Origin of the sequence: Pseudomonas sp. Irchel 3F6, from assembly GCF_900187595.1 — a bacterium.
Classification (GTDB): domain Bacteria; phylum Pseudomonadota; class Gammaproteobacteria; order Pseudomonadales; family Pseudomonadaceae; genus Aquipseudomonas; species Aquipseudomonas siliginis.
Genome location: NZ_FYDP01000006.1, coordinates 15,512 through 39,366 on the forward strand (window position 1 = coordinate 15,512; position 23,855 = coordinate 39,366).

Genomic DNA, 23,855 nt, shown 5'->3' on the forward strand with positions numbered 1-23,855 from the left:
ATCAGGTTGTCTGAACTGACGCTTTCGCGAGCAGGCTCGCTCCCATATGGGCGGCTGGTCGGTGTTGGCGTGGTCCCTTGGACAGGCGCTAACAGTAAATCAAGCGCCGCCCTTTTGTTGAGCAGGTTTTCGCAAACCGAGACTATGGTCTGACGGGTTGTCGATCCGCGCATTTGCGTAGACCATGAGCGCCTTGGTTTTTGCCGATGCCTGAGTTCTTTGTCATGACTGCCAACTCCCCAGCCCGACCGGCGCCGTTCAGCCGTGCCGACTACAAGACCCTCGGCCTTGCGGCGCTTGGCGGGGCGCTTGAAATCTACGATTTCATTATCTTCGTATTCTTCGCGCTGACCCTGAGTCAGTTGTTCTTCCCGCCGGAAATGCCGGAGTGGCTGCGTCTGCTGCAAAGCTTCGGCATCTTCGTCACCGGTTATCTGGCGCGGCCGTTGGGCGGGATTCTGATGGCGCATTTCGCCGATCGTCTGGGCCGCAAAAAGGTGTTCAGCCTGAGCATCCTGATGATGGCGCTGCCGTGTCTGCTGATCGGGATCATGCCGACCTACGCACAGATCGGCTATTTCGCGCCCTTGCTGTTGCTGGCGCTGCGCATCCTGCAAGGCGCTGCGGTGGGGGGGGAGGTGCCGAGTGCCTGGGTGTTCGTCGCCGAGCATGCGCCGACCGGCCATCGCGGTTACGCCTTGGGCTTTCTGCAGGCCGGCCTGACGTTCGGTTACTTGATCGGCGCACTCACTGCGACCTTCCTGGCACAGGTTTTCACGCCTGCCGAAATTCTCGATTACGCCTGGCGCTATCCGTTTCTGCTCGGCGGAGTGTTCGGCGTGGTGGGCGTTTACCTGCGCCGCTGGCTCAGCGAAACCCCGGTGTTCATGGCCATGGAAGCGCAGCGCGAGGCGCGGGTCGAACTGCCGTTGCGCACGGTGCTGCGTGAACATCGTCTGGCCATGCTGCCGGCCATGTTGCTCACGTGTGTGCTGACCTCGGCGGTGGTGGTGTTCGTGGTCATCACCCCGACGATGATGCAGAAAACCTTCGGCATGACCGCCAGCCACACCTTCGGCCTCAGTGCCTTGGGCATCGTTTTTCTGAATATCGGCTGCGTGATCGCCGGACTGCTGGTCGACCGCATCGGCGCCTGGCGCACGGTCATGCTCTACAGCTTGTTACTGCCGCTGGGCATTGGCGTGTTGTATGGCTGTCTGATCATGGGCGGGCATTGGATCGGCATGGCCTATGCGGTCGCCGGCCTGGCTTGTGGGGTAGTAGGTGCGGTGCCTTCGGTGATGGTCGGGTTGTTCCCGGCGCGGATTCGCGTGTCGGGCATTTCTTTCACCTACAACATTGCCTACGCCGCCTGGGCAAGTATCACACCGCTGTTGCTGATTGGTCTGATGCCGTGGAGTCCATGGATCTGCGTGATCTTTTGTGCCGTGATGGGCGCTGTGGGGATTGTGACGGCGGCGTATTTCGGTGCGCGCATGCCACGTACCGGACCGTGTCAGGCGGCCGGCGCTGCCTGATCCGCAAGCGCCGGATTATTTTCGACTGACGGGTCTGGAGCTGGCTTAAGAAAAGCTGCGCAAGGCCGATGGCTAGGTTGTATCCGCTAACTACCCTGCCATCGGTGCTTTCCCATGTTCAATAAACGCTTGAAGCAAGAGCTGGCCGCTCTGCGCGAAGAACTCTCCAGCCTTGTACAAGTGAAGGAAAGCCTGGAAAGCGAAATGCTCGCGCTGACCCTTGAGCCCGACGGGCGGATTCGTTCGGTCAACCAGAATTTTCTCGATGAAATGTTCTACAAGAGCCAGGACCTGATCGGCCGGGCAATCGAAGACATCGTCCCGGCCCACGTCAAAACCGACGAATTCCATCAGCGCTTCAAGAACTCGATGAGCCGTGGCGAGCATTTTGCCGGCGCCGTGCGCCTGTTGCGCGGCAATGGCGACGAGGCGTGGCTGCGTTCCATCGTGCAACCGGTACGCTCGTCCGATGGCCGGATCAGACACATGTCCTTCTACGCCAGCGACCTGACCCGCACCATCGAGGCCTCCCGCGAGCATGAGAACCTGATCGGTGCGCTGGTGCGTTCCACCGCCGTGATTGAATTCGACCTCAACGGCAATGTGCTCAGCGCCAATGATCGCTTCCTCAACGGCATGGGTTACAGCCTGGCGCAGATCAAGGGTAAACATCACCGCACGTTTTGCGCCCCGGAAGAGTACAACAGCGCCGAGTACCAGAACTTCTGGCGGCGCTTGAACAGTGGCGAATTCGTCGCAGGCCGCTTCAAGCGTATCGACAGCCATGGTCGTACGGTGTGGCTGGAAGCGTCCTACAACCCAGTGGTCGATGCCAACGACAGACTGTACAAAGTGGTGAAGTTCGCCACGGTGATCACCGATCAGGTCAACCGCGAGCAGGCGGTTGCCGACGCGGCCAGCATCGCTTACAGCACCTCGCAACAAACCGACAGCACCGCGCAACGGGGCACCACGGTCGTCACCGAAGCGGTGAACGTGATGCGTGATTTGTCGCGTCACATGCAAGCCGCCGGCGAAGGTATCGAGGCGCTGAACGAGCAGTCGCTGGTGATCGGCACGATCGTCAAAACCATCAGCGGCATTGCCGAACAGACCAACCTGCTGGCGCTCAACGCTGCCATCGAAGCCGCCCGGGCCGGCGAGCAGGGCCGTGGTTTTGCCGTGGTCGCGGACGAGGTCCGGCAACTGGCCTCGCGCACCAGCCAGGCGACGGACGAAATCGTCGGCGTGGTACGGCAGAACCAGGAAATGGCCCGCAATGCCGTGGCGCTGATGACCGACGGCAAGCTTCAGGCCGAACAGGGCCTGGCGCTGGCGGCGGAGGCGGGCACGGTGATCGTCGAGATTCAGGACGGTGCGCAGAAAGTGGTGGATGCGGTGGGGCAGTTTGCCAATCAGCTCTCTCACTGACACCGCACTGATCCCTCCCACGCTCTGCGTGGGAATGCCGCCCGGGACGCTCCGCGTTCCTTCGCTGGCGTGACGCAGAGCGTCACAGGATGCATTCCCGCGCAGAGCGTGGGAACGATCACCGAGGGGCAGCGCCGCATCTGCTCACTCCCACAGGTTCTGTGATTCTCCAGTGACAGCGCTACAATCGGCTCCTTTTCCCCCGGAGCAGATCCCCATGAGCGACTCCCAACGCCGTCCGGTACCCCTGAACAAAGCCTATCGCCTGCTCAATCACGGGCCGACCGTTCTCGTCAGTGCCGCTCACGACGGCCAGCGCAACATCATGGCCGCCGCCTGGGCCATGCCGCTGGATTTCGAACCGCCGAAAGTCGCCGTCGTCCTCGACAAATCCACCTGGACCCGCCAGTTGCTCGAAGCCTCCGGCACCTTTGTGCTGAACGTGCCTTGCGTCAATCAGGCCGATATCGTGCAAACCGTCGGCAATACGTCCGGCCTGGAAATCACACGCAACCAGGGGCACGACAAATTTCAGTCGTACGGCCTGCACACCTTTGTCGGCGAACAGGTTGAAGCGCCGCTGCTCGAGGGTTGTGTTGCCTGGCTCGAATGCCGCCTGCTGCCGGAGCCGCGTAATCACGAGCAATACGACCTGTTCCTCGCCGAAGTCATCGCCGCCCAGGCCGACGAGCGTGTGTTCAGCGATGGGCGCTGGCATTTCGAAGGGCAGGATGGATTGCGTACCTTGCACCACGTGGCGGGGGGGCATTTCCTGAAGATTGGGGACGGGGTGGATGGCAAGACGTTGGCGGTCTGATTTACTCCCGGGAGAAGGCCTGCTGCTCGGCAGGCCTTTTTCAATGCGGTGTTTCAGTCCCCCAACGCTTCTCCCTCACGCCGAGGATCGGCACCCCCCGTCAAGGTCGCTTTGCCCTGCGCATCCTTCACCCGCACGATCGCTTGGGTGCCGCTGGTCATGTCGATTTCACTGACCGTGTGGCCTTTGTCTTTCAACGCCTGAATCAGCACCGGGCTGAACTGTCCCTGTTCCAGTTCGGTGGGACCGTTGCGGCTGCCGAAGTTGGGCAGGTTGATTGCACTTTGTGCATCGAGGTTCCAGTCGAGCAGGCCGATGGTGGTTTTCGCCACGTATTCGATGATTTGCGAGCCGCCGGGCGAGCCGACCGTGGCGACAAATTCACCAGTGTTGCGATCAAAGATCAGCGTCGGCGCCATCGACGAACGTGGGCGTTTTCCGGGTTCGACGCGGTTGGCGACTTTCTGCCCGTTCTCTTCGGGGATGAACGAGAAGTCGGTCATCTGGTTGTTCAGCAGAAAACCCTGAACCATCAGGTGCGAGCCGAACGCGGCTTCGATGGTGGTGGTCATCGATACTGCGCCGCCGAGATCATCCACCGCCACCACTTGCGAGGTCGAGATGCGCAACGGCGAGCGGTCCGGTGCGTAGGCAACCTGCACGCCCGGCGGTGTGCCCGGTTTGGCGCTGCCCATGCTGCGCTCGCCGATCAGGCTGGCGCGGCTGGCCAGGTAGGCCGGATCGAGCAGACCTTTGACCGGTACCGGGACGAAGTCGGTGTCGGCCACGTATTGCGCACGATCGGCATAGGCCAGACGTTCAGCCTCGGCGATCAGGTGCACTGCTTGCGGCACCGGTTCGATGCCGGCCGGCTTATCGGTTTTCGTTGGTTTGAGCGGGGTCAGCGACAGGCGTGGGTCGCGAGTCTCCAGCGCCTGCAACGTGCCGAGAATCTGCGCCACGGCGATCCCGCCCGACGACGGTGGCGGCATGCCGCAGACCTGCCAACGCTTGTAGTCGGTACACAGCGGCGCGCGCTCCTTGGCCTGATAACGCTGCAAATCGTTCAGCGACAGGCTGCCGGGGTTGGCGTGCTGTTGAACCCTGGCGACGATCTCTTCGGCGATCGGACCTTTGTACAGCGCATCGGCACCTTCGCTGGCGATACGTTTGAACACGGCAGCCAATTTCGGGTTTTGCAGGCGTGTGCCGACAGCTTTGACGCTGCCATCGTCATTGAGGAAGTACGCGGCCATGTCTGGCGACTGGCGTATCAGTGGATCGGCAGTCAGCAGCGAATGCAGGCGCGGGGAAATCGCAAAGCCTTGCTCGGCCAGTTTGATCGCTGGCTCAAACAGCTTCGCCCAAGGCAAGCGACCGTGTTGTCGATGCGCCAGCTCCAGCGCCCGCAATACCCCGGGCGTACCGACCGAGCGCCCGCCGATCTGCGCTTGCGTAAAGGCCATCGGTTTACCGTCAGCCTTCAGGAACAGCTTCTCGGTGGCCCCGGCCGGCGCCGTTTCGCGGCCGTCATAGGTGCGCACCTGCTTGCCATCCCACAACACAATCATCGCCCCGCCACCGATCCCGGAAGACTGCGGCTCAACCAGCGTCAACACCGCCTGCATCGCAATCGCCGCATCAATCGCCGAACCACCCTGACGCAACATCTCCCGCCCGGCTTCGGCCGCGAGTGGATTGGCAGCAGCGGCCATGTGTTTATTGGCGTGACGGGTTTGCAGATCAGTGCGGTAACCGGAAGCGGCTTCCGGTGCCAGCGGCAACGAAGAAGAGGGCGGGGCGTTGCATGCGGTGAGGGTCAGAGCGCTGACAAACAGTGTCAGGGCTGGCAGGCGAAAGCGCTTCAAGGGCTGGGCTGGAAACACGCGGGCTCTCCGTCCGTGGGGTAAAAGTCTTCGGGGACTTTATCGAGCGGGCCGGCGGGGTGCAAACTGCGTGGGGATTACAGCCCTTCCGATCAGCGGCCGCGCCAATCGATTGGCCGAAAACGATGCCCTTGTGGGAGCGAGCCTGCTCGCGAAAGCGGTAGCTCGGGTGGTGCGATCTTCTTGAGAGTGATGCAGGGTTAGTGAGTCAGAAACTCATTGCTTGAAGCCCGGCAGACCATGGGTAGAGCGCCACTTTTTCACGATTTCGGTAATGCTCTCGGCTGTTTGTTGTTTCATATCCTCGGGCCAATAGATAAGGTCAGTGCCCGCTGGGTGCTCACACAGACGTACAAATTCAAACAACAGCGGATCGAGAATCTCGTCTGGGCTTGTGTTGGCTGCAAGAACAGATTGCACAAATTTCAAGAATTCTGCTTCGGTGTAGTCGGATATCTTAGTCATAACGTTCTCAAGTTGAAGTTCCACAGTTCAAATGAAACGGGCGGCAGGATTCATGTCTTGAACCCAGGTAGTCGATTCGCTTCGCGCCATGCCATGACTGTACGAGCTATTCCGGCAGATGTTGTATCTGCTCCGGGCTCGGGGTAGTAGATCAGATCCATCCCGCTCGGATGTCCTACTATCTTGTTGAAGTGCATAATCAATGCATCTGCACGGAGATCTGTCGGCGCTATATCCTCCTTTCTTATTTCATCTATGAGATCAATGAAATCCTGCTCGGTATAGTCGGAAAAGCTGCTTTTGATGAATGGGTCGCTCATGCTATGCCCTTATTTACGGTGTACGTCGACATGGTTTTTGGGTGTGTAGACCCTTAGGTTATCTACGTTGTAGATATCACCACCTTCGGATATCGGTTCCACATGATGAATCTCATGAGAGATCCTTTTCCCTGCTGCATCACCTAAGCGGGCGCGGGGCGCATTTCCGTTGCGCATACGTCGTAGATTATCTTCGCTGACCTGTTGTGCCACTGCGCTGTCTTTTGAGGCAACGGCCCAAAAAGCCCGCCTAAACGAATCAAAACTAGAATATTCGCTCCCTCTGAGTTTATCCGCGATGCTGGTCGGAATAGGGGCGCCACCCTGAGCTTGAGCATGGTCAAGCCAAATACCGCCCACATCCTCACCCACCCCCGTAACGATCCCAGGCGTCTGCCTCGCCGGCCTTGAATAAACCACATACAACGACTTCAGCCCGGTGTCCGCCGGGAACACCAGAATACAATCCTCGGCCGTTACATCCTCGCCCGGCAGTCCCTCAATCTGGCTATCGGTGTTGTCCGGGATCGGGTGGACGAGGATCGGGTCGAGTGCCTCACCGTGGTCGGGATAAACCAGCGGAGGCATCGATCCCAACGGCCCGCGTTGCGGCGTCCAGAGAATGGTGATGCCGTTGAGCTTGGCCTCCATGGCGGTCTTGTCGGCGTTCCACTTGACGTTCACCGTGCGTACGGCGTCGTCGCCAGAGGCGCCGGAGTGGATGCCGTAGACCCGCAGAACACCTTCGGCATCACGACGAAACTGGAAACGCACGCGCGTGGTGGCGCGGCTCATGCGGCGTAGTTCTTCGTCGGTGTGAAGCGTGCCGTCGGCCATTTTGCTCGGCAGCATTCCCAGCACAAACACGCTGGCCGGCCCGCCGGCGCCACGGATGGCCCAGTTCAGGCGCTGTTGCAAAATCCCGCCGCCGGCCAGACGCCCCAAAGCCAGGTCGGCACCTATCGCCGTCGCTACAGCGGTACTGGCGGAGGGCATGAGCATGGCGCCGGCGACCATGATCTTGCCGAAGTTGCTGGCTGGCTCCTTGGCAGTGCCAGCGTCCGTGCGACACCAGTTGTCCGGCGTGCAGGACTTGGCAAAGACCCTGTCTTCGCGTGGCTTGGGCGCAGGCCACTCATCCTTCTCGATGTACACCGGCTCCGGTGCTTTCGGTGGAAGCAAAGTAAACCAGGCCCTGCCACCGCTATACGGATTTAATAACCAGTCATCGTCGAGAAGGTATTTGTATTGAGGCATGCCAACTCCCTGTATGGCGCTGAGTCGAGCCAGGGGAGCTTGTCGGTATAGGAGCGATTCGGGGAGAGAGCGACAGGTGGCTGATGCTACGAAAGATCCGTTTCGTACCAGAGATCTACTTTTTTCTTACGGAGGCATCTGAATTGCATGCAGGGAGCGGGAGGAAAAGGACTTTTCTCGAGGCATAAAAAAACGGCCTACCTTTCGGTAAGCCGTTTTTAGTACTTGGTGGCTACACAGGGACTTGAACCCCGGACCCCAGCATTATGAATGCTATGCTCTAACCAACTGAGCTATGTAGCCAAGTGGCGCGCATTATTCCCCTGAAATGGCAAAGCGTCAAGCGTAAATCGAAAATATTTCTTCCTGTTTTCAACTGCTTATCCTCCAGCCCCGAAAATCGGGGCCGGGGAGGGCGTCAGCGCAGTTGGAATCTGGCGGTATTGGCGCTCAGGGCCTCGCTACCCTGGCTCAAGGTGTCCGCCGCTAGGTTTACGGCGCGTGCGCCTTCGAGCAAACGCACCGCCGCTTGATCGACCTGCTGGATATTGCCGCTGACTTCGTCGGCAGTGCTGGCCTGTTCTTCAACCGCTGTGGCGATTTGCGCCAGGGTGTCGGTGACACTCTGTACGGCGCTGGCGATTTCTCCCAGGCGTTCGCCGAGTCCGGTGACCGCTTCGGCATCCGATTGCGCCTGACCACAGGCGGCTTCCATCAGGCTCACCGCTTCGTTGACCGTGGCGCGCAGGCTGTCGACGGTGCCGGCGATCTGCGCGGTGGACGATTGCGTGCGTTGCGAGAGGCTGCGCACCTCGTCGGCGACCACGGCAAAGCCGCGACCCTGTTCGCCGGCGCGGGCGGCCTCGATGGCGGCGTTGAGCGCGAGCAGGTTGGTCTGCTCGGCGACGCCGCGAATGGTGTCCACGACCAGTTGAATCTGCTGGCCTTGCTCGCTGACCCGGCCGAGCGCGGCGGCGGTGTCGTTCAGGCGCTGATTGAGCTGCTGAATGCTCGCCGTGGTGCGCTGGCTGTCGCGGCTGCTGTCGGCGGCGATGCGCCGGGTTTGCTGGGCGCTGCCGGAGGCCTGTTCGCAACTCTGCGCGACGCCTTGCGAGGTGGCGGCCAATTGCGTGGCGGCAGCGGCGATCTGGCTGATCTGCAATTGCTGCGCTTCGACTTCGCTCAGGGCGCCGCTGGAGTGTTGGTTGAGGCTGCGCACCGCGTTGCTCAACTGCGAGGTCTCGTGGTCGACGCCGAGCATGCTGCTGCGCAATTGCACCACAGCGACGTTGAGCGCGGTGCTGATCGCTGCCAGCTCATCGCGCCCCACCACCGGCACTTGCAGGCTCAGGTTACCGTCGCGCAAGGCTTCGGCTAGCAAGGTGATGCCGCTGGCGCTACGGCGGATCGAGGCTTGCAGGCAAACGAACAGGTATAACGCGGCCAACAGCAGGCAACCGAAGATTGCGGCGACAACAATGAACTGGCGGATCGCCGAGCTGTAATACGCATCGAGCCGCTGATCCAGCGCGACCAGGGATTGCTGGCGCAGGGAAGCGAGGTCGGTGAGCAGCGCGTCGAGGCTGCGTTCGAAGTCCTCTGGCTTTAGGTTGATGCTGCCGCCAAACACACCGTCGTCGAGGACTTTCAGGCCGCTGTCGAGGTGTTTCAGGCTGTCGTGATACTGGCCGGCCCAGGCTTGCAGCTCGGCTGGCAGACGCGCCTCCAGCAGGCCGGCGGTTTTCACCAGTTGCTCGCGGGCGTCACCAATGCGGCTGCGCAGGTCGCGCAACTGCAGGCGGCTCTGCAGGGTGAACTGCCCGGAGACCACCGAAGCCTGGCCGACCGCGGCGAGACGGCCGACACGCTCGATCAGGTCCGGCGCGTGCTGCGTGGAAATCTGCGTCAGCAGGTAGGTTTCCAGCCACGGCGCGAGGGTCAGGCGATTGTCCATGACGATCTGCTCGCGCAAGGCTTGCAGCGCGCCCAGGGCATTGGTGAAGCGGTCATAACCGTCCGGCCACCAGCCGACACTGCTCAGGCTTTTCGAATCAAGGCCATTGAGTGCGGTTTGCAGCGCCTGAAAGCGTTCGAGGATTGCGCCGTCGGCGCCTTGCTGGTTCAGGGCATTGCCCAGCTCTGTGGTGGCTTGCAGCACTGCCGGTTGCACGCCGTCGAAGGCGGCCATGGCGGCGAGGGTGGCCGGTGTAGGCTGACGATTGGTCTCGGTGGCGCGCCAGCGGGCGGCGCGGTCGCGTTGAGCGGCGAGCAGGTTGTCCAGCGCATCCAGCGCGAGCAGCTGACGCACGCCGGCACGTTCGCCCGAGATCAGATTGAGCTTCTCGCGATAGTCATGGCCGATCATCAACAGGCTGCCGGCCAGCGGCAGAATGAACAGCAGAAACAACAATTGGAATTTACCTGCGAAGCCAAACCGCCCCAGCAATTTGATCCCCGGTGAAAGGAAAGCCTGCATGCCTCATGACTCCTCTGGACACCACGCACCATTGGCGTGCATCGCGAGCTGTTGGCTCACGACCCGTGCCCTCTAAAAGGCCTCGAAAGTTCACCCTCGCCCGCTCTGTAGGCCGGCTCTGTAGCGAAACTTCCCATTGTCGAGCGCCTTTGTAAGGCGATCGTGTTCAAGGGCAGAAGCAAGGCAAGATTCAGACCATGGCGTTGAGCTATCACCTTCGCCACCAGCGATCCCCTGTAGGAGCTGCCGAAGGCTGCGATCTTTTGACTTTGATGCTTAGAAGCAAGATCAAAAGATCGCAGCCTTCGGCAGCTCCTACGCGAGATAGGAATGTTGGTTAGTTAGCTGGCTAAGGGGATAGCGCTGGCGCACCGAAAAATGGCACATTGACGCACCTGCCTGCGGGCACCCATCTGCTGTCCGGAATTTTCCATGGCTATCAGCAACGTCCAGACCGCCGCTGCCTCGGCGACCGCTGCTCCGCAAAGCAGCCCCTTGGTGATGCGCATCATCGGCGCGGTGGCGCTGGCGCATCTGATCAATGACCTGATCCAGTCGGTGCTGCCGTCGATCTACCCGATGCTCAAGGCCAGCTATGGCCTGACGTTTACCCAGGTCGGCCTGATCACCTTGACCTTTCAGTTGACCGCGTCGCTGTTGCAGCCGTGGGTCGGGTATCACACTGATCGCCACCCCAAACCGTGGCTGTTACCGGCGGGCACGGTGTGTACCTTGATCGGCATTCTGATGATGTCGGTGGTCGGCAGCTTCCCATTGATTCTGCTGGCGGCGGCGCTGATTGGTATCGGCTCGTCGACCTTTCACCCGGAAGCCTCGCGTGTTGCGCGGCTGGCCTCGGGCGGCCGGTTTGGTCTGGCGCAATCGACCTTTCAGGTCGGCGGCAATGCCGGCTCCGCGTTCGGCCCATTGCTGGCGGCGGCGATCATCATTCCCTTCGGCCAGGGCAATGTGGCGTGGTTCGGTCTGTTCGCGGTGTTTGCGCTGTTCGTGCTGTACCGCATCAGCCGCTGGTACGCCAATCACCTGAACCTGTTCAAGCTCAAGGCCGGCCAAGCCGCGACGCACGGCTTATCGAAGGGCAGGGTGACCAGTGCGCTGGTGGTGCTCGGGCTGCTGGTGTTCTCCAAGTATTTTTACATGGCCAGTTTCACCAGTTATTTCACCTTCTACCTGATCGAGAAGTTCGACCTGTCGGTGGCGAGTTCACAATTGCACTTGTTCCTGTTTTTGGGCGCAGTGGCGGCGGGGACGTTCTTCGGCGGGCCTATCGGCGACAAGATCGGGCGCAAGGCAGTGATCTGGTTTTCCATCCTGGGGGTGGCGCCATTCACCCTGATCCTGCCGCATGTCGATCTGTTCTGGACCAGCATTCTCAGCGTGGTGATCGGTTTCATTCTGGCGTCGGCATTCTCGGCGATCGTGGTGTACGCGCAGGAACTGGTGCCAGGCAATGTCGGGATGATTGCCGGGATCTTCTTCGGACTGATGTTTGGTTTCGGCGGGATTGGCGCAGCGCTGCTCGGGCATCTGGCGGATGTGCACGGGATTGAGTACGTGTATTTCCTTTGCTCATTCCTGCCGTTGTTTGGTGTGTTGGCGATCTTTCTCCCGCGTACTAAAAAAGCTTGAGATCAAAAGATCGCAGCCTTCGGCAGCTCCTACAGGGGATAGATGTACATCTGTAGGAGCTGCCGAAGGCTGCGATCTTTTAACAATCTTTCGGGCACAAAAAAGCCGCGTATCAAACGCGGCTTTTTCTTGTGCGGCTGTTGCTTAGACGTTGAAGCGGAAGTGCATCACGTCGCCGTCCTTGACGATGTAATCCTTGCCTTCCAGGCGCCACTTGCCGGCTTCTTTGGCGCCGGCTTCGCCCTTGTACTGGATGAAGTCGTTGTAGGCGATGACTTCGGCACGGATGAAGCCTTTTTCGAAGTCGGTGTGGATCACGCCGGCGGCCTGTGGTGCGGTGGCACCGACCTTGACGGTCCAGGCGCGGACTTCTTCGACACCGGCGGTGAAGTAGGTCTGCAGGTGCAGCATTTCGTAACCGGCGCGGATCACGCGGTTCAGGCCAGGCTCTTCCAGGCCCAGCGCTTCGAGGAACATGTCCTTCTCTTCGCCGTCGTCGAGCTCGGCGATTTCCGCTTCGATCTTGTTGCACACCGGAACCACCATGGCGCCTTCTTCTTCGGCAATGGCCTTGACCACGTCCAGGTGCGGGTTGTTCTCGAAACCGTCTTCGGCAACGTTGGCGATGTACATGACCGGCTTGGTGGTCAGCAGGTGGAAGCCCTTGATCACGGCTTTCTCGTCCGCGCTCATGTTCTTCATCAGGCTGCGTGCCGGTTTGGCTTCGGTGAAGTGCGCGATCAGTTGCTCGAGCAGAGCCTTCTGAACCACGGCGTCCTTGTCACCGCCCTTGGCGTTGCGCGCGACTTTCTGCAGTTGTTTCTCGCAGCTGTCGAGGTCGGCGAAGATCAGTTCAAGGTCGATGATTTCGATGTCGCGTTTCGGGTCGACGCTGTTGGACACGTGGATCACGTTGTCGTCTTCGAAGCAGCGCACCACGTGAGCGATAGCGTCGGTTTCACGGATGTTGGCCAGGAACTTGTTGCCCAGGCCTTCACCTTTCGAGGCACCGGCGACGAGGCCGGCGATGTCGACGAATTCCATGGTGGTCGGCAGGATGCGCTTGGGATTGACGATGGCCGCCAGCGCTTCCAGGCGTGGATCAGGCATCGGCACGATGCCGCTGTTCGGCTCGATGGTGCAGAAGGGGAAGTTCTCGGCCGCGATACCGGATTTGGTCAGGGCGTTGAACAGGGTGGACTTGCCGACGTTAGGCAGGCCGACGATGCCGCAATTGAATCCCATGGTGTTTCCCCTCGGGTAAAAGTCAGGCCTTCTGGCTGTGCAGGTTTTTCATCGCGCGGTTCCATTCCCCGGCGAGGATATCCGGCAGCACGCCGAGGGCAAAGTCGATGCTGGCATCGAGTTTTTCCTGTTCGGCGCGTGGCGCACGACCCAGGACGAAATTTGAAACCATACTGGCAACGCCCGGGTGGCCGATGCCAAGCCGCAGGCGGTAGAACGTATTCTGATTGCCCAGTTGCGCAATGATGTCGCGCAACCCGTTGTGACCGCCATGGCCGCCGCCCTGCTTGAGCTTGGCAACGCCCGGAGGCAAGTCGAGTTCGTCATGCGCCACGAGGATTTCTTCAGGCTTGATGCGGAAGAAACCGGCGAGTGCCGCCACGGCCTGGCCGCTGCGGTTCATGTAGGTGGTGGGAATCAGCAGACGAACATCCTGACCCTGATGCGAGTAGCGCCCGGTCAGGCCGAAATATTTGCGATCGGCCACGAGATTCACATTCTGTGCGTGGGCGATGCGCTCAACAAAAAGGGCCCCTGCGTTATGCCGGGTCTGTTCGTATTCAGCGCCTGGATTTCCCAGGCCAACGATCAGTTTGATGGCAGTCACGATAGGGGCCCTTCCTTGGAGTGGTGGATAACATCGCCGCGATCGGGGAAAGCGGCGAAAGTGGACGAAAAATGCTCATTTACCATGGATGTAAACTCCGCGTTCTCGCCCGCTTTCTCGCTACGTTCCAGTCCGCGATGTTACTTGCTCACTCCGGCATGACAGAGTGAATTACTCTGCTTCGCCTTCTTCGGCAGGTTCTGCAGCAACACGTGGAGCGTGGACGTTGGCAACAGCCTTGTCATCGCCGTGTGCCAGAGCAACGAACTCAACACCTTTAGGAGCTTTGAGGTCCGACAGGTGAATGATGGTGCCGATTTCTGCTTTCGAAAGATCGACTTCGATGAACTCAGGCAGATCTTTTGGCAGGCAGGTCACTTCGATTTCAGCAACAACGTGCGAAACTTCGCCGCCTTTCTTCACTGGAGCTTCTTCGCCAACAAAGTGTACAGGCACGATGGCGGTCAGTTTCTGGCCGGCAACAACGCGTACGAAGTCAGCGTGCATCACGTGGCCTTTGGCCGGGTGACGCTGCAGAGCCTTGATGATGACGTTCTGCTTGGTGCCACCAACGTTCAGCTCGATGATGTGGCTGTAAGCCGCTTCGTTTTCGAGCAGTTTGGCAACTTCTTTGGCCAGCATGCTGATGGATTCAGGGGCTTTGTCGCCACCGTAAACAACAGCTGGAACCAGAGCGGCGAGACGACGCAGGCGGCGGCTCGCACCTTTCCCCAGGTCGGAACGCACTTCAGCATTCAGAGTAAAATCGTTCATTTTGTATCTCCAAAATAGCCATGACCGAGTGGCGTTTGCGACCAGCGCCGAACACGGTATGGGCAAAAAAGCCCCGCCCCGACAGGAATGCCGGGGCGGGGCGCTTTTCGTCAACGAGACATTTCGCGAAGGGCAGGGCCCTTAACGGAACATCGCGCTGATCGATTCTTCATTGCTGATGCGGCGAACCGCTTCGGCAACAACCGGTGCGATATCCAGTTGACGGATACGTGCACAGGCTTGTGCTGCAGCGGACAGCGGGATGGTGTTAGTGACCACCAGCTCGTCCAGCACGGAATTTTCGATATTCTCGATGGCCCGGCCCGACAGCACAGGGTGTGTGCAGTAGGCAAAGACCTTGGCTGCGCCATGCTCTTTCAGGGCCTTGGCCGCGTGGCACAGGGTGCCGGCGGTATCGACCATGTCATCGACCAGAATACAGGTACGCCCTTCGACATCACCGATGATATGCATCACTTCAGAGTGATTGGCTTTCTCACGGCGTTTGTCGATGATCCCGAGATCGACGCCCAGCGACTTGGCAACAGCCCGTGCACGCACGACGCCACCAATGTCCGGGGACACGATCATCAGGTTTTCGAAGCGCTGATCTTCGATGTCATCCACCAGAACCGGGGAGCCGTAGATGTTATCTACCGGAATATCGAAGAAGCCCTGAATCTGGTCAGCATGCAGATCAACCGTGAGAACACGGTCGATGCCGACTACGGTAAGCATGTCAGCAACGACTTTCGCGCTGATAGCCACACGTGCGGAACGCGGACGGCGATCCTGACGGGCATAACCAAAATAAGGAATAACAGCAGTGATACGAGTAGCTGAGGAGCGGCGGAAGGCATCAGCCATCACTACCAGTTCCATCAGGTTATCGTTGGTCGGAGCGCAGGTCGGCTGAATAATGAAGACGTCTTTACCGCGAACGTTTTCATTGATCTCGGCTGTGATTTCGCCGTCGGAAAACTTGCCGACAGAGATGTCACCGAGAGGGATATGCAGCTGACGTACGACACGCCGAGCCAGATCGGGGTTGGCATTCCCCGTAAAGACCATCATCTTGGACACGCGCAGTACCTAGAGGCTGAGGGTAACCTGGATGAGTAGAGAAAATGGCAGGGGCGGCTGGATTCGAACCAACGCATGGCAGGATCAAAACCTGCTGCCTTACCGCTTGGCGACGCCCCTGTATCTGTTGCTTTCAAGTGCCGGGCACTTGATTCCTTTAGAGCAGACTTTGCAGCTTGCGATGCAACATCGAAACGTTGCTTCCTTTCGCTACAAACCCTGTAAGGGTCTCTGTCAGAAGGGCCGAGACTTTATCAGCTTCAGCTTTGCTTGGGAAGCCCCCAAACACACAACTTCCAGTTCCGGTGAGCTTTGCTTCGGTAAATTTACCTAACAAATCCAATGCGTTACGTACCTCTGGATAACGCCTTGCTACCACCGGCAAGCAGTCATTTCGACTGTTTCCCTCGGGAACGGGGCGCACTTTAATGGGCGGTGTGTTACGTGTCAACAAAGGATCGGAAAAAATTTCTGCCGTACTAACAGCGACTTGCGGCACGAGCACCAGATACCACGGTTCTTCGGGGTCGACCGGGGTCAGTTTCTCGCCAACACCCTCGGCAAATGCCGCATGGCCACGGACGAACACTGGTACGTCGGCACCGAGTGACAGGCCCAGTTCCGCCAGGCGATCTTCATCCCAGCCCAGTTGCCACAAATGGTTGAGTCCGAGCAACGTTGTCGCCGCATTTGAACTGCCGCCACCGATGCCGCCGCCCATGGGCAGGACTTTGTCGATCCAGATGTCGATACCGAGCGCGCAGCCGGATTGTTGTTGCAACATCTTCGCCGCGCGCACGATCAGGTTGCTGTCGTGGGGCACGCCGGCGAACTCGGTGTGCAGCTGAATCACGCCGTCATCGCGCACGGCGAAAGTGATTTCATCGCCATAATCGAGGAACTGAAACAGCGTCTGCAATTCGTGATAACCGTCTTCACGGCGACCGAGAATGTGCAGCATCAAGTTGAGTTTGGCCGGCGAGGGCAGGGTCAGGCGTGCAGCGGTCATGCTTTATTGCCCCAACTTGCGCGGTTGCCAGGTCTTGATCACCAGCGTCACGTCAAGGTCGGTGCCGTGCAGCTTGATGCGCTCGGGCAGCCAATAACCATTCTGTTCGGTGTAGGCGGTGTATTCGACTTTCCAGCCGTCCTGCTCAAGGCTGGCCAGGCGACTGTCGGCGTCCAGGTTCAAGCGACTCTTGCTTTCCGGAGCGGGCAGGCCGCGAACCCACCAGGCCAGATTCGACACCGGCAATTTCCAGCCCAGTTGCTCTTCGAGCAAGGCTTCAGGAGATTGCGATTCGTAGCGGCCCTGGTTGGCGACTTCCAGCGACACCTTGCCCGGACGCCCGGTCAGGCGCGCCGCGCCACGACCCAGCGGGCCGGACAGGCGAATGTCGTAGTAGTCCTGACGCTGCAGCCAGAACAGCGTGCCGCTGCCGGAATCTTTCGGCGCGCGGATGCCGATCTTGCCGTCGATCTGCCAGCCATCAAGGCCGGTCAGTTGCTGTTTATTCGCCGCCCACTGGGCCGGGCTGCCGTGGCCCTCGACCGATTCGCGAGTGCCGAAACCCGAGCAGCCGGCGAGGAGGGCGATGAAGCTGAAAACAATAACGTGGCGCAAAAGCATGGTTTAAAGATTCTCGGATCCGGTCAGGCGCTTGATGGTGCTGCGCAGAATGGTGCTGTCGGGCTGATCCTTGAGGAACTTGCCCCACACTTGTTTGGCTTCGCGCTGATTGCCCTTGGCCCAGAGGACTTCGCCCAGGTGCGCGGCGACTTCGTGGTCAGGGAAACGCTCGAGCGCCTGGCGCAGGTATTTCTCCGCGTCGTCCAGATTGCCCAGGCGATAGTTCACCCAGCCGAGGCTGTCGAGAACTGCCGGGTCTTCCGGGTTGATCTGGTGCGCCTGCTCGATCAGCGTTTTCGCTTCAGCGTAGCGGGTGGTGCGATCGGACAAGGTGTAGCCCAGCGCATTGAGCGCCATGGCGTTGTCCGGGTCGCGCTTGATGATCAGGCGCAGGTCTTTCTCCATTTGCGCCAGATCATTGCGTTTTTCCGCGAGCATGGCGCGGGTGTAAAGCAGATTGAGATCGTCCGGGTATTTCTGCAGCGCTTGTTGCAGAACTTTCCAGGCCTTGTCGTCCTGTTTATTGGCCGACAGGGTTTCCGATTCGATCAGATACAACTGGATCGCGTAGTCGGGTTGCTCGTCACGCTCGGCCGCCAGCTTGCTCTGCGCTTCGGCGGTTTTGCCGTTGCTCATCAGGATATCGGCCTGACGCAGCTGTGCCGGCAGATAGTCATTGCCCGGGCCGACCTGGGCGTATTCGATGAGCGCGCCTTGTGGGTCGTTGCGCTCTTCGGCAATCCGGCCGAGATTCAGATGCGCTGAATCGACGTGGCTTTCGCGAGCGATCAGGTCTTCCAGATAGCCCTTGGCTTCATCCCACGCCTTGGCTTCCAGGCACACCAGTGCCAGCGAGTAACGCAGTTCATCGTCTTCCGGGTATTGCTGAACGAGCGTGGAGAATTCGGCCTTGGCGTCGTCCATGCGGTCCTGTTCGACCAGCATGCGCGCGTAAGTCAGGCGCAGGCGTTTGTCTTCCGGGTATTTCCTGATGCTTTTCTGCAACAGCGGCAGCGCTTCGTCGCCACGGTTGAGCAATTGAAGCAGGCGCGCGCGCAGCAGGATCGGTGCGATCTCGCCGTCTTCCGGTGGGTTGTCTTCGAGCAGAGTCAGCGCGCCTTGATTGTCGCCGTCCTGCTGCAACAGCAGAGCCTTGCCGAAAATCAGCTGATTATTGTTCGGGTGGCGCTGGAGCAAACGGTCGAAGCTTTTCATCAGGCCGTTGCGGGTTTCCTGATCGGTGTCGGCGGCCGACAGCGCGAGGAAATCGAAATGGGTGTCGCCCTTGCCCTGCAGGACTTTCTCCATGTAGACCATGGAGTCGTCGTAACGCCCGGCGCGGGCCAGTTGCACGGCAGCGGCGCGTTGCGCTTCGAGATCGTCCGGGGCATTGCGGGCCCAGATCAGCGCGGTGTCGAGGGCCGGTTGATCGGCGCCCAGATATTCGGCGATGCGGAACGCACGCTCGGAAACGCCCGGATCCTGGGTGTTGATGGCCTGGGTCACGTAATTGTCCAGGGCAATGTCGAAACGATTGCGCTGGCCAGCGAGTTCGGCGCTCAGCAGGCTGAACACGGTTTCCTCGCTGAACGAGCCGTAAACCTTGGGCTTTTCAGGTGCGGGCGTGGTGTCTTCGACCGGCGGGGTGCCATCCGGCGCAACGGGCGCCATGGCCTGGCAGCCGCTGAGGAAGACAAAAGCGAGGAGCAACGCGGAAGATCTATTCATATAGGAAGAGGACGACTAACCTGCGGTCGGATCATCATGACACAAGCCTTCGGCCAAACATAACCGAGACTCAATTGTGGCCATTATAGGGGCTGACGATTGGGACAATAGTCAGCGGTAGTTGTTCTGAATCTTTCGAAGTAGGACAATTGCCGGCTTCACGTCACCATCAGCGACCTTGAATGGCCTTCCTTGCACTCGGTATTAACCACAAGACTGCTTCAGTAGACGTCCGCGAGCGCGTGGCCTTTACCCCTGAGCAGCTGGTGGAGGCCTTGCAGCAGCTCTGCCGACTGACCGACAGCCGCGAAGCCGCGATCCTCTCCACCTGCAATCGCAGTGAGCTTTATATAGAACAGGATCAGCTGTCGGCCGATGTCGTGCTGCGCTGGCTGGCCGATTATCACCATCTGAGTCTCGACGAGCTGCGCGCCAGTGCTTACGTGCATGAAGACGATGCGGCTGTTCGTCACATGATGCGCGTCGCCTCCGGGCTCGACTCGCTGGTGCTGGGCGAACCGCAGATTCTCGGTCAGATGAAATCGGCCTACGCCGTGGCCCGCGAGGCCGGCACCATCGGTCCGCTGCTGGGGCGGTTGTTTCAGGCGACGTTCAATGCCGCCAAGCAGGTGCGTACCGATACTGCGATTGGCGAGAACCCGGTGTCGGTGGCGTTTGCTGCGGTGAGCCTGGCGAAACAGATTTTCAGCGATCTGCAACGCAGCCAGGCGCTGCTGATCGGTGCCGGCGAGACGATTACGCTGGTCGCGCGCCATTTGCATGAGCTGGGGGTCAAGCGCATCGTCGTCGCCAACCGCACGCTCGAGCGCGCCAGTCAGTTGGCCGAGCAGTTCGGCGCTCACGCGGTGCTGCTCTCGGACATCCCGGCGGAGCTGGTGCGCAGCGACATCGTCATCAGTTCGACCGCCAGCCAGTTGCCGATCCTCGGCAAGGGTGCGGTGGAAAGTGCGCTGAAGCTGCGCAAGCACAAGCCGATCTTCATGGTCGACATCGCGGTACCACGAGATATCGAGCCAGAAGTCGGCGAGTTGGACGACGTTTACCTGTACAGCGTCGACGATCTCCACGAAGTGGTCGCCGAGAACCTCAAGAGCCGTCAGGGCGCTGCGCAAGCGGCGGAGGAGATGGTCTCGGTCGGCGCCGACGATTTCATGGTGCGCCTGCGCGAACTGGCGGCAGTCGATGTGCTCAAGGCCTATCGTCAACAGAGCGAGCGCTTGCGTGACGAGGAATTGCAAAAAGCCCTGCGTCTGCTGGCCAACGGCGGCAACGCCGAAGACGTGCTCGGGCAACTGGCCCGTGGCCTGACCAACAAACTCTTGCATGCGCCCAGCGTGCAATTGAAAAAGCTGTCTGCCGAAGGCCGCCTCGATGCGCTGGCCATGGCCCAGGAACTCTTTGCCCTTGAGGGCTCACCGGATAGTTTTTCGGATAAAAAACCGCAATGAAAGCGTCACTGCTCAACAAGCTGGACATTCTCCAGGACCGTTTCGAGGAACTGACCGCGCTGCTCGGCGACGGTGAAGTCATTGCCGATCAGGCCAAATTCCGCGCCTATTCCAAGGAGTACGCCGAACTCGAGCCGGTAGTGGCCGCCTATAAAAAGCTGCTCGGCGTACAAAGCGATCTTGAAGGCGCGCAGGCGCTGCTCAAGGACAACGACCCGGACATGCGCGAAATGGCCGTGGAAGAAGTTCGCGAAGCCAAGGAGTTGCTGGTCACGCTGGAATCCGATCTGCAGCGCATGTTGCTGCCTAAAGATCCGAATGACGGGCGCAACGTCTTCCTCGAAATCCGCGCCGGCACCGGTGGCGACGAGGCGGCGATCTTCTCCGGCGACCTGTTCCGCATGTACTCGCGTTATGCCGAGCGGCGTGGCTGGCGCGTCGAGATCCTCTCGGAAAACGAAGGCGAACACGGTGGCTATAAAGAAGTCATCGCGCGCATTGAAGGCGACAACGTTTACGGCAAGCTGAAATTCGAGTCCGGCGCGCACCGCGTTCAGCGCGTACCCGCCACCGAATCCCAGGGTCGGATCCACACCTCGGCGTGCACCGTGGCAGTGTTGCCGGAGCCGGACGAGCGCGAAGCGATCGAGATCAACCCGGCGGATCTGCGTGTCGATACTTACCGTTCCTCTGGCGCTGGTGGTCAGCACGTCAACACCACCGATTCGGCGATCCGCATCACCCACATTCCGACTGGCACCGTCGTCGAGTGTCAGGAAGAACGCTCCCAGCACAAGAACCGTGCCCGGGCGATGGCGTGGCTGTCGGCCAAGCTCAACGATCAGCAAAACGCAGCGGCAGCCAACGCGATTGCCAGTGAGCGCAAGTTGCTGGTCGGCTCCGGCGATCGATCCGAGCGTATCCGCACCTACAACTACGCCCAGGGCCGGGTCACCGACCATCGCGTCAACCTGACCCTGTATTCGCTGGATGAAATTCTCGCCGGTGGCGTCGAAGCTGTGATCGAGCCCTTGCTGGCCGAATATCAGGCTGACCAACTCGCAGCGATAGGTGAATAAATGACCATCATCGCCAGCCTGTTGCGCGCCGCCGAGTTGCCGGACTCGCCGACTGCGCGTCTGGACGCTGAATTGCTTCTCGCCGCCGCACTGGGCAAGTCGCGCAGCTTCCTGCACACCTGGCCCGAGCGCATCGTGCCGAGCGAGGCTGCGCTGACCTTTGCCGAGTATTTGCAACGGCGGCGTAGCGGTGAGCCGGTGGCTTATATTCTCGGCCAGCAGGGCTTCTGGAAGCTGGATCTGGAAGTCGCGCCGCACACGCTGATTCCGCGTCCTGACACCGAATTGCTGGTGGAGGCAGCCCTTGAGCTGCTGCCGGCAACTCCGGCCAAGGTTCTTGATCTGGGCACCGGCAGTGGCGCGATTGCTTTGGCCTTGGCCAGCGAACGGCCGGCGTGGAAAGTCACTGCCGTGGATCGTGTGCTTGAAGCCGTGGCCCTGGCCGAACGCAATCGCCAGCGTCTGCACCTGAACAACGCTACGGTGCTGAACAGCCATTGGTTCAGCGCACTTGCAGGCCAGCGCTTTCAACTGATCATCAGCAACCCGCCGTACATTGCCGCCGCCGATCCGCATCTGTTCGAGGGCGATGTACGCTTCGAACCGGCCAGTGCGCTGGTCGCCGGTGAAGATGGCCTCGATGATCTGCGCCTGATTGTTGCGCAGGCGCCGGATCATCTTGAAACCGGAGGCTGGCTGATGCTCGAACACGGCTATGATCAGGCCGAAGCCGTGCGTGATCTGCTGCTTACCCGTGGCTTTGAAGAAGTCCACAGCCGCACCGATCTGGGCGGCCATCAACGCATCAGTCTGGGGCGCCTGCCGTGCTGAATGATCAGGAATTGCTGCGCTACAGCCGGCAGATTCTGCTGCAACACATCGACATCGACGGGCAGCTGAAGCTCAAGGCCAGCCGCGTGCTGATCGTCGGCCTCGGCGGTCTCGGCGCGCCAGTGGCGCTGTATCTGGCAGCAGCGGGCGTCGGCGAATTGCATCTGGCGGATTTCGACACGGTCGATCTGACCAATCTGCAACGGCAGATCATTCACGACACCGACAGTGTCGGCATGTCCAAGGTCGACTCGGCGCTCAAGCGCCTGGGCGCGATCAATCCGGAAATTCAACTGGTCGCCCATCGCCAGGCGCTGGACGAGGATTCTCTCGGTGCAGCGGTGGCGGCGGTGGATCTGGTGCTCGATTGTTCGGACAACTTTTCCACGCGCGAGTCGGTTAACGCCGCTTGTGTTGCCGCGTGCAAGCCGCTGGTCAGTGGCGCGGCAATTCGTCTGGAAGGGCAATTGTCGGTGTTCGATCCTCGGCGTGCCGAGAGCCCTTGCTACCACTGCCTGTACGGTCACGGCAGTGAAGCCGAACTGACCTGCAGCGAGGCCGGCGTGGTCGGGCCATTGGTCGGTCTGGTTGGCAGCTTGCAGGCGCTGGAAGCGTTGAAGGTGCTGGTCGGCTTTGGTGAACCCTTGGTGGGGCGACTGTTGTTGATCGATGCCTTGGGCTCGCGATTCCGTGAGCTTCGCGTCAAGCGTGATCCGGGCTGCAGCGTCTGTGGCGCCCGCCATGCGTGAAGCGCCGATCGGCGTGTTCGATTCCGGGGTCGGCGGCTTGTCGGTCCTCGGCGAAATCCAGCGCTTGCTGCCCAACGAATCGCTGCTTTATGTCGCCGATTGCGGGAACATTCCTTACGGCGAGAAAACCCCGGAATTCATCCGCGAGCGTTGCAGCGTGATGGCCGGGTTCTTTCGCGAGCAGGGGGCCAAAGCTTTGGTGCTGGCGTGCAATACCGCGACCGTAGCGGGGGTTGCCGATCTGCGTCGCGATTTCCCCGACTGGCCGATTGTCGGCATGGAACCGGCGGTCAAACCGGCCGCAGCGGCCACACGAAGCGGCGTGGTTGGCGTCCTGGCCACGACCGGCACGTTGCAGAGCGCGAAGTTTGCCGCGTTGCTCGATCGCTTCGCGGCCGACATTAAAGTCATCACCCAGCCCTGTCCGGGACTGGTCGAACTGATCGAAACGGGTGATCTGCACAGCGCCGAATTACGCATTTTATTGCAAGGTTACGTCGCTCCATTGCTGGCGCAAAACTGCGACACGATCATTCTTGGCTGCACCCATTATCCCTTCCTCAAGCCGTTACTCAGGTCGATGATCGCCGACGATGTCAGCCTGATCGATACCGGAGCTGCCGTGGCCCGGCAGTTGCAACGCTTGCTCGCCGAGCGTGATCTGCTGGCGCGACGTCCGAGCCAGCCGGTGAAGTTCTGGACCAGCGGCGATCCGCAATCTCTCAGAAAAATCCTACCGTTGCTGGGCCAAACTGCGTCGAATGTGCAAAACTTCGACTTGTAAAAAAAATGTGAAATAACTAAAAAAACGCTGAACTTC

At 60.1% G+C, this 23,855-nt stretch carries 20 protein-coding genes, 2 tRNA genes and 2 pseudogenes; 10 read left to right on the forward strand and 14 right to left on the reverse strand.

Annotation, left to right across the window (positions count from 1 at the left end; genetic code table 11):
• The first annotated feature begins 224 nt into the window (after window positions 1-224).
• From CKW30_RS19425 to CKW30_RS19435, 4 genes and pseudogenes are all read left to right on the forward strand, one after another.
• Window positions 225-1,538, forward strand: a complete 1,314-nt coding sequence (locus tag CKW30_RS19425) for an MFS transporter (RefSeq protein ID WP_056790330.1) — start codon at window positions 225-227, stop codon at window positions 1,536-1,538.
• Between the two features lie 204 nt (window positions 1,539-1,742).
• Window positions 1,743-2,429: pseudogene (locus CKW30_RS27955) on the forward strand (PAS domain-containing protein); the annotation flags it as partial.
• A gap of 102 nt (window positions 2,430-2,531) precedes the next feature.
• Window positions 2,532-2,969 (forward strand): annotated as a pseudogene (locus tag CKW30_RS27960) (methyl-accepting chemotaxis protein); the annotation flags it as partial.
• A gap of 217 nt (window positions 2,970-3,186) precedes the next feature.
• Window positions 3,187-3,786, forward strand: coding sequence for a flavin reductase family protein (locus CKW30_RS19435; RefSeq protein ID WP_095181647.1), 600 nt, complete (start codon window positions 3,187-3,189; stop codon window positions 3,784-3,786).
• Between the two features lie 53 nt (window positions 3,787-3,839).
• Here CKW30_RS19435 and ggt read toward each other — a convergent pair whose 3' ends face one another.
• The 6 genes from ggt to CKW30_RS19465 all read right to left on the reverse strand — a co-directional run bounded on the left by ggt (window position 3,840) and on the right by CKW30_RS19465 (window position 10,190).
• Window positions 3,840-5,672, reverse strand: a complete 1,833-nt coding sequence (gene ggt, locus CKW30_RS19440) for a gamma-glutamyltransferase (RefSeq protein WP_095181648.1) — start codon at window positions 5,670-5,672, stop codon at window positions 3,840-3,842.
• A 216-nt stretch (window positions 5,673-5,888) separates the two neighbouring features.
• Window positions 5,889-6,137 (reverse strand): bacteriocin immunity protein, encoded by a 249-nt coding sequence (locus CKW30_RS19445; RefSeq protein WP_056790321.1) that lies wholly within the window; start codon window positions 6,135-6,137, stop codon window positions 5,889-5,891.
• A 50-nt stretch (window positions 6,138-6,187) separates the two neighbouring features.
• Complete coding sequence (locus CKW30_RS19450; protein WP_095181649.1) at window positions 6,188-6,457, reverse strand: bacteriocin immunity protein; 270 nt, start codon at window positions 6,455-6,457, stop codon at window positions 6,188-6,190.
• Between the two features lie 9 nt (window positions 6,458-6,466).
• Complete coding sequence (locus tag CKW30_RS19455) at window positions 6,467-7,714, reverse strand: S-type pyocin domain-containing protein (protein ID WP_095181650.1); 1,248 nt, start codon at window positions 7,712-7,714, stop codon at window positions 6,467-6,469.
• A gap of 226 nt (window positions 7,715-7,940) precedes the next feature.
• Window positions 7,941-8,017: transfer RNA gene (locus CKW30_RS19460), tRNA-Met, on the reverse strand.
• Window positions 8,018-8,132: 115 nt separating this feature from the next.
• Window positions 8,133-10,190 (reverse strand): methyl-accepting chemotaxis protein, encoded by a 2,058-nt coding sequence (locus CKW30_RS19465; protein WP_095181651.1) that lies wholly within the window; start codon window positions 10,188-10,190, stop codon window positions 8,133-8,135.
• Between the two features lie 432 nt (window positions 10,191-10,622).
• Here CKW30_RS19465 and CKW30_RS19470 point away from each other — a divergent pair, with 432 nt between their 5' ends.
• Entirely contained in the window at window positions 10,623-11,840 is a 1,218-nt protein-coding gene (locus tag CKW30_RS19470; protein WP_056790311.1) for an MFS transporter, read from the forward strand.
• 144 nt (window positions 11,841-11,984) lie between these two features.
• Here CKW30_RS19470 and ychF read toward each other — a convergent pair whose 3' ends face one another.
• The 8 genes from ychF to CKW30_RS19510 form a co-directional block, all read right to left on the reverse strand.
• Window positions 11,985-13,085, reverse strand: a complete 1,101-nt coding sequence (ychF, locus tag CKW30_RS19475; RefSeq protein ID WP_016773202.1) for a redox-regulated ATPase YchF — start codon at window positions 13,083-13,085, stop codon at window positions 11,985-11,987.
• Between the two features lie 22 nt (window positions 13,086-13,107).
• Window positions 13,108-13,692 (reverse strand): aminoacyl-tRNA hydrolase, encoded by a 585-nt coding sequence (pth, locus tag CKW30_RS19480; protein WP_016773203.1) that lies wholly within the window; start codon window positions 13,690-13,692, stop codon window positions 13,108-13,110.
• A 171-nt stretch (window positions 13,693-13,863) separates the two neighbouring features.
• Window positions 13,864-14,466, reverse strand: a complete 603-nt coding sequence (locus CKW30_RS19485) for a 50S ribosomal protein L25/general stress protein Ctc (RefSeq protein WP_056790308.1) — start codon at window positions 14,464-14,466, stop codon at window positions 13,864-13,866.
• Between the two features lie 141 nt (window positions 14,467-14,607).
• Window positions 14,608-15,549, reverse strand: coding sequence for a ribose-phosphate pyrophosphokinase (locus CKW30_RS19490; RefSeq protein ID WP_003171603.1), 942 nt, complete (start codon window positions 15,547-15,549; stop codon window positions 14,608-14,610).
• Window positions 15,550-15,594: 45 nt separating this feature from the next.
• A tRNA-Gln gene (locus CKW30_RS19495) sits at window positions 15,595-15,669 on the reverse strand.
• 37 nt (window positions 15,670-15,706) lie between these two features.
• Entirely contained in the window at window positions 15,707-16,558 is an 852-nt protein-coding gene (gene ispE, locus CKW30_RS19500; RefSeq protein WP_041480006.1) for a 4-(cytidine 5'-diphospho)-2-C-methyl-D-erythritol kinase, read from the reverse strand.
• 3 nt (window positions 16,559-16,561) lie between these two features.
• Complete coding sequence (gene lolB / locus CKW30_RS19505) at window positions 16,562-17,179, reverse strand: lipoprotein insertase outer membrane protein LolB (RefSeq protein WP_016773207.1); 618 nt, start codon at window positions 17,177-17,179, stop codon at window positions 16,562-16,564.
• Window positions 17,180-17,182: 3 nt separating this feature from the next.
• Window positions 17,183-18,907, reverse strand: a complete 1,725-nt coding sequence (locus tag CKW30_RS19510; protein WP_056790302.1) for a tetratricopeptide repeat protein — start codon at window positions 18,905-18,907, stop codon at window positions 17,183-17,185.
• Between the two features lie 182 nt (window positions 18,908-19,089).
• Between CKW30_RS19510 and hemA the strand changes: the two genes are divergently transcribed.
• The 5 genes from hemA to murI are packed head-to-tail and all read left to right on the forward strand — an operon-like array spanning window position 19,090 to window position 23,819.
• Window positions 19,090-20,376 carry a glutamyl-tRNA reductase gene (gene hemA / locus CKW30_RS19515; protein ID WP_016773209.1) on the forward strand — a complete coding sequence of 429 codons (1,287 nt, stop codon included), beginning with the start codon at window positions 19,090-19,092 and terminating at the stop codon, window positions 20,374-20,376.
• The gene (gene prfA, locus CKW30_RS19520) at window positions 20,373-21,455 is read left to right on the forward strand and encodes a peptide chain release factor 1 (protein WP_016773210.1); all 1,083 of its coding nucleotides are present in this window, start codon (window positions 20,373-20,375) and stop codon (window positions 21,453-21,455) included. Before hemA ends, prfA begins: the two co-directional genes overlap by 4 nt.
• The gene (prmC, locus tag CKW30_RS19525) at window positions 21,456-22,286 is read left to right on the forward strand and encodes a peptide chain release factor N(5)-glutamine methyltransferase (RefSeq protein ID WP_095181652.1); all 831 of its coding nucleotides are present in this window, start codon (window positions 21,456-21,458) and stop codon (window positions 22,284-22,286) included.
• Window positions 22,280-23,035 (forward strand): molybdopterin-synthase adenylyltransferase MoeB, encoded by a 756-nt coding sequence (locus CKW30_RS19530; RefSeq protein ID WP_095181653.1) that lies wholly within the window; start codon window positions 22,280-22,282, stop codon window positions 23,033-23,035. Before prmC ends, CKW30_RS19530 begins: the two co-directional genes overlap by 7 nt.
• Window positions 23,028-23,819, forward strand: a complete 792-nt coding sequence (murI, locus tag CKW30_RS19535) for a glutamate racemase (protein ID WP_095181654.1) — start codon at window positions 23,028-23,030, stop codon at window positions 23,817-23,819. The genes CKW30_RS19530 and murI overlap by 8 nt, the downstream gene beginning before the upstream one ends.
• Window positions 23,820-23,855 lie beyond the last annotated feature (36 nt).